This is a genomic window from Pseudomonas sp. GZD-222, from assembly GCF_049310525.1.
Lineage (GTDB): Bacteria > Pseudomonadota > Gammaproteobacteria > Pseudomonadales > Pseudomonadaceae > Aquipseudomonas.
On record NZ_JBMOWO010000081.1, the window covers coordinates 1 to 5,425 of the forward strand.

Below are 5,425 nucleotides of genomic sequence, written 5' to 3' on the forward strand. Positions count from 1 at the left end.
TGAAGCCATTCAAGTCATTGGAAACATTGAAATTAACACCCTCGGGACGGATGTGAACCGCTAACTTAGTGCTGGAAACATCGATGCCGACAGAGGAAGACATGGCCAAAACCTCTTAGACTCAACGAGTGAGAGAACTTTGGCTTGGCCCACGCTTGTGATTCGAGATTTGGCCCTCATCCAACTGTTCGGGCTCTCGCCAAAGTGGAACGGTGAATGGCAGTTTGTGCTCCTACACGTGCTCTAGGCACCCCGGATTAGCAACTTGCCATTCACCGCTCTCACCTCAGATTCTATTCCTACCTCAAGACACAAGCGGATTTATCCGCGAAAGGTGGGCCTGCTACGCAGGCCATCGCGGATTAATCCGCTCCTACAAGATGTAATGGCTCCAGAATTCAGCCGCGGCGCATACCGATATGCGCAATGCCTTCATCGACAAATTCCTCACCCACCACCACAAAGCCATAACGCCCGTAGTAGTCCTGCAGGTGCACCTGTGCCGACAAGTAAACCGGCACGCCGGGCCAGTGTTTCTCGGCCTGTTCAAGCGCCTTTTCCATCAATTGATGGCCCAGCCCCTGATCCCGTGCCGATGGCGCGGTAACCACGCGACCGATCACCACGTCGCCACCCTGAGATTCCGGATCCAGCAGGCGCAGGTAGGCGTGCAGCTCATCGTTCTGCCAACCCATCAGGTGCAAGGTATCGCCGCTCAGGTCCTGGCCATCGACTTCCTGGTAGGCGCAGCGCTGCTCGACCACGAAGACTTCGGTGCGCAGCCGCAGAATGGCATAGAGTTGTTCCTTGCCAAGGTCACTGTGATGTTTGCAGATCCAGTCGATGGTCATGGGTGGCTCTCAAGCAGTTGATTGGCTTGATCATCGCAGATGCCAGGGGCAAGGACGAGGGCGAAATGGGCATAAGTCAGGGTAGACAGTGATGCGGCTCAAAATAAAGGCAATTTGATATCATTGCCTCTGCCGTGAGACTTCATCTTTGTGTAACCTGCGCAAGCGTGCTTACAGCGCTAACTCTCAAGCAGTTGATATCAACGACGTGTGATGGTGCGTCTACTGAAGGTTTTGGGCATGGCAGCACTGCTTCGAGTCTTGGGCTTGCTTGGATTACTGTTGGCGCTCAATACCGCGCAGGCTGAAAAGCTGCGTCTGGTTGCCGACGTCTGGCCGCCCTTTACTGACGCCGCAATTCCCGGTGGCGGTCTGGCGACGGTCATCGTCACCACCGCCCTGCGCCGTGCCGGGTTCGACAGCGAATACGAGCAGGTGCCTTGGGCACGGGCGCTGCTGGGTGTGGAGGAAGGGCGCTACGACGTGTTGATCAATGCCTGGTTCAACGAGAGTCGCATCCGGATCGGGGCATTCTCCAGCAGCTACATTACCAATCGCATCCGCCTGCTCAAACGCAAGAGCGATCCGCTCAGGTTCAAGACCCTGAGTGATCTGACCCCCTATCCCATTGCGGTTGTCAGGGACTATGCCTATTCCCCTGCATTCGACGCAGATGTGCGCTTGCAGAAGATACCGGTACGCAATTTTTCGGTGGCGGTACGCATGCTGGCAGCCGGCAGGGTGGGGCTGACCCTTGAGGACGAGTATGTCGCTCGATACTTCCTGCAGCGCGAGTCTAGTTCGGTGCGTAACAGCATCGAGTTTGTCGACAAACCGCTTGGCGAAAACACCCTGCATATCCTGGTGAGTCTTAAGAACCCCCAGCATCAGCAGATCGTTGCCGGCTTCGACCGGGCCATCAGCGAGATGAAGGCTGATGGCAGTTATGAGCGGTTGCTCAAGCACTTCGGCTTCTGATCAGGCCGGCGCATCCTTGATCAGGTGGGCTGCCAGGGTGCGCAGCGGGCCCAGCTGACGACAGATCAGCGCCAGCTGGGTCTGTACCAGCCTTTGGTTCTCTTCGAGCTCTTCGGGCATCTGCTCAAGCGCATTGGCCAGGGCTTCTTCGGCATCGCTGTGGATCGCCACGGGCAGCTTGCTAGCCAGGCCTTCGGCAATCTCATCCAGGCTGTTGGCCAGGCTGGCACCGGCGCCGTCAATCAACTGCTCGTGGACATCCGCAGGCAGGGTGGTTTCACGGTGTGCGCCCAGGCCTGACAGGTAACTGAGCAGGGTGTGCGACAGCACCAGGAAGCGGAAGCCGACATCTGCCTCCTTACGAAAATGCCCAGGCTCCATGAGCATGTTGGCCAGGGTGGTCGACAGCGCCGCGTCGGCGTTATGGGCGTTGCGCCGGGCCAGGCGGTAGGCCAGGTCGTCGCGCTTGCCTTGGGCGTACTGCTGCATGATCTGGCGCAGGTAGGTGCTGTTGCAGCTCAGGGTGTTAGCCAGCACTTTGTTCAGGCGTCGGCCCTGCCAGTCGGGGAGGAACAGGAACACCGCAAGAATGGCGATCAGACTACCGACCAGGGTATCGAACAGGCGTGGCAGGAACAGCCCGTAGCCATCGCCGACCTGGTTGAAGCAGAACAGCACCATCAGTGTGATCGCCGCTGTGGCCAGGGTGTAGCGGGTTGTGCGGTTGACGAAGAACACCACCCCGGCGGCGACGGCAAACAGTGACTGGATGATCGGGCTCGGAAACAGATCGAACAGCGCCCAGCCCACCGTCAAGCCGATGCCGGTACCGATGATCCGCTGCACCAGCTTGCGCCGCGTTGCACCGTAGTTGGGCTGGCAGACGAACAGGGTGGTGAGGATGATCCAGTAGCCCTGGGTCGGGTGGATCAGGTGGACCATGCCGTAGCCGATCGACAGTGCCAGGGGCAGGCGCAGGGCGTGGCGGAACAACAGCGAGGTGGGCGTCATCTGCTGGCGCAGACGGTTCCAGACATCGGCCAGGTTATGCGGCGAGCGGTCGAGCAGGCTGCTATCGCTGGCATCGGCCAGGGTGTCGGGGTTGCTGGCATCGCTGAGCAGGCGGTCGAGGGTTGCCAGGTTGGCGGCCAGTGCGCGCAACGAGCGCAGCAGGCCGCGCCAGGCCGGGTTGCTCTGGATGCGCAGGTGCTCCAGCGAGGCATTCAGGTCTTCCAGGGCCTGGGCAAAACCGCTGTCGTAGATGAACGGTTGGCGCAGCTGGATCGATTCGGACAGTTGCTGGCAGGCCACGCCTTGCTGACGTAGCAGGCGCTGGCAGCGGAACAGCACGTCGCTGTGGAAGAACGCTTCGGTCAGGGCGTTGTAGGGGTAGTGCGAAGAGCTGGCGCGCTCGTGGATGTCCTGGGCGAGAAAGTACAGCTTCAGGTAGCGGCTGACCTTGGAGCCGGGCCGACCGTTACCAACGCGGTGCAGGATGATTTCCTTGGCCGCATTGAGCGCGGCGACCACGCGGCCATTTTGCTGGGCCAGTTCCAGGCGACGGGCCTCCACATCCAGCTGACGGATTGGCTCGAACAGCGTTGCCTTTAGTTTCAGATAGCGTCCCAGCTCGCGGAACAGGCGCGCCAGACTTTGCTGCACCGGCTGGTTGGAAAACAACGCCTGCCATAATACCGAGAGCAGGCCGTACCAGGCAGCACCGGCCACCAGCAGCAGCGGTTCGTGCCAGAAGTCGCTGACTTCACCGCCGCGCTGGTCCACGCCAATCATGGTGTAGACCGAGAGAATCAGCGTGGCCGAGGCGATGGCGCCATAGCGCTCGCCCAAGGCGCCCAGCATGGTCAGGGCAAAGCTCGCCAGGGCCAGAGCGCAGACAAAGATCAGCGGGTAGGGGAACAGCAACTCCACCGACAGCGCGGCAACGGTAAAACACACCAGGGTAACGGCCAGGGCATTGAGACGCCCTTGCCAGCTGTCATCGGTCTCGGCCAGGGCGCTGGCGATGATGCCCAGGAACAGCGGAATCAGCAGGCTCATCTCGTCCTGATACCAGCACAGCAACATGCTGCCGGTCAGGGCAATGAGAACGCGGATGGCATAGCTGAACTTGTCCAGCGCCCAGAGGCGGCGCAACGATTGGCTGAACGAGGAGGATGACATGTCGGGTAGGCAGGCCTTGGGCGATGATCGAAATTGAGCCAGTCAGATGGCAACCGTATTACGGATGCTTCTGACCAGCAAAATTTGTTCCTTGATGCGCTGATTCTACCGCGAAGGTTAGACGAACTGCGCGGCCGCGTACGCCGATGCCCAGGCCCACTGGAAGTTGAAACCGCCGAGGTGGCCGCTGACGTCGAGTACTTCGCCGATGAAGTACAGCCCCGGGCTTTTCAGTGACTCCATGGTCTTGGAGGACACCTCTCGGGTATCGACGCCACCGAGGGTCACTTCGGCGGTGCGATAGCCTTCGGTACCGGCTGGAACCACCTGCCAGGCGCCGAGCTTTTCGCTCACCTGGAGCAGCTCCGCCGGGGTGTACTGCTTCATCGGTTTGGAGACGAACCAGTGCTCGCTGAGCAGGTTGGCCATCTTCTTGGTGAAAACCTCGCCGAGCAGGGTTTTCAGTTCGCTGTTGGGGCGCTCGGCCTGTTGCTGCTGCAGCCAAGTCAGGGCGTCGTGGTCTGGCAGCAGATTGATTTCAACCGTGTCACCGGCTTCCCAGAACGACGAGATCTGCAGGATCGCCGGACCGCTCAGGCCGCGGTGGGTGAACAGCAGGTTCTCGCGGAAACTGCTGCCGTTGCAGCTGGCGATACAGTCCACGGAACTGCCTGACAGCTCGGTGCAGATGCCCTTGAGTACCGGTTCGGTAATGGTGAACGGCACCAGTGCTGCGCGCGTCGGCAGCAGGCTGTGGCCGAATTGGCGGGCAACCTGATAGCCGAAGCCGGTGGCGCCCAGGGTCGGGATCGACAGACCGCCGGTGGCGATCACCAGCGACTGGCAGTGGAATTGTCCGGCGCTGGTTTCCAGCAGGTAACCGCCGTCGACCTTCTCGATCTGGTCGATGCGGGTATCCATGCGCAGCTCGGCGCCAGCGCTATCGCACTCGCGCAGGAGCATGTCGAGGATGTCGCTGGATTTGTTATCGCAGAACAGCTGGCCGAGTTTCTTCTCGTGATAAGGCACAGCGTGTTTGCTGACCATCTCGATGAAGTCCCACTGGGTGTAGCGGGCCAGGGCCGACTTGCAGAAGTGCGGGTTCTGTGAGAGGAAGTTCGAGGGTTCGGTGTACATGTTGGTGAAGTTGCAGCGGCCACCACCGGACATCAGGATCTTCTTGCCCGGTTTGTTGGCGTGGTCGAGCAGCAGCACTTGACGGCCGCGACCGGCGGCAGTCAGGGCACACATCAGGCCGGCGGCGCCTGCGCCAATGATGATTACTTCGGTGGAACGCACTGCAAAATCCCCTGCAACGGTGGTGAGACTATCGCGGGGCAAGCCCGCTCCCACAGTCGGTGGGAGCGGGCTTGCCCCGCGATCAGGCCAGTAAATTCAACAAACAGCTCAGACGA

At 60.4% G+C, this 5,425-nt stretch carries 4 protein-coding genes; 1 reads left to right on the forward strand and 3 read right to left on the reverse strand.

Features of this window, described 5'->3' with window-relative positions:
* Nucleotides 1-398 precede the first annotated feature (398 nt).
* Nucleotides 399-851: a GNAT family N-acetyltransferase gene (locus tag ACO6VD_RS16585; RefSeq protein ID WP_422420653.1), complete on the reverse strand. Its 453-nt coding sequence runs from the start codon at nt 849-851 to the stop codon at nt 399-401.
* A gap of 240 nt (nt 852-1,091) precedes the next feature.
* Between ACO6VD_RS16585 and ACO6VD_RS16590 the strand changes: the two genes are divergently transcribed.
* Nucleotides 1,092-1,829, forward strand: coding sequence for a substrate-binding periplasmic protein (locus ACO6VD_RS16590; RefSeq protein WP_422420655.1), 738 nt, complete (start codon nt 1,092-1,094; stop codon nt 1,827-1,829).
* Here the strand turns inward: ACO6VD_RS16590 and yccS are convergent, their stop codons facing one another.
* Together yccS and ACO6VD_RS16600 are read right to left on the reverse strand one after the other, a co-directional pair.
* Nucleotides 1,830-4,010: a YccS family putative transporter gene (yccS, locus tag ACO6VD_RS16595; protein WP_422420656.1), complete on the reverse strand. Its 2,181-nt coding sequence runs from the start codon at nt 4,008-4,010 to the stop codon at nt 1,830-1,832.
* A 117-nt stretch (nt 4,011-4,127) separates the two neighbouring features.
* The gene (locus ACO6VD_RS16600) at nt 4,128-5,309 is read right to left on the reverse strand and encodes an NAD(P)/FAD-dependent oxidoreductase (RefSeq protein ID WP_422420658.1); all 1,182 of its coding nucleotides are present in this window, start codon (nt 5,307-5,309) and stop codon (nt 4,128-4,130) included.
* Nucleotides 5,310-5,425: the final 116 nt, after the last annotated feature.

Coding starts and splice junctions, on each gene's coding strand:
- ACO6VD_RS16585 (WP_422420653.1), bottom strand. CDS start 851: ATGACCATCGACTGGATCTGCAAACATCACAGTGACCTTGGCAAGGAA.
- ACO6VD_RS16590 (WP_422420655.1), top strand. CDS start 1,092: ATGGCAGCACTGCTTCGAGTCTTGGGCTTGCTTGGATTACTGTTGGCG.
- yccS (WP_422420656.1), bottom strand. CDS start 4,010: ATGTCATCCTCCTCGTTCAGCCAATCGTTGCGCCGCCTCTGGGCGCTG.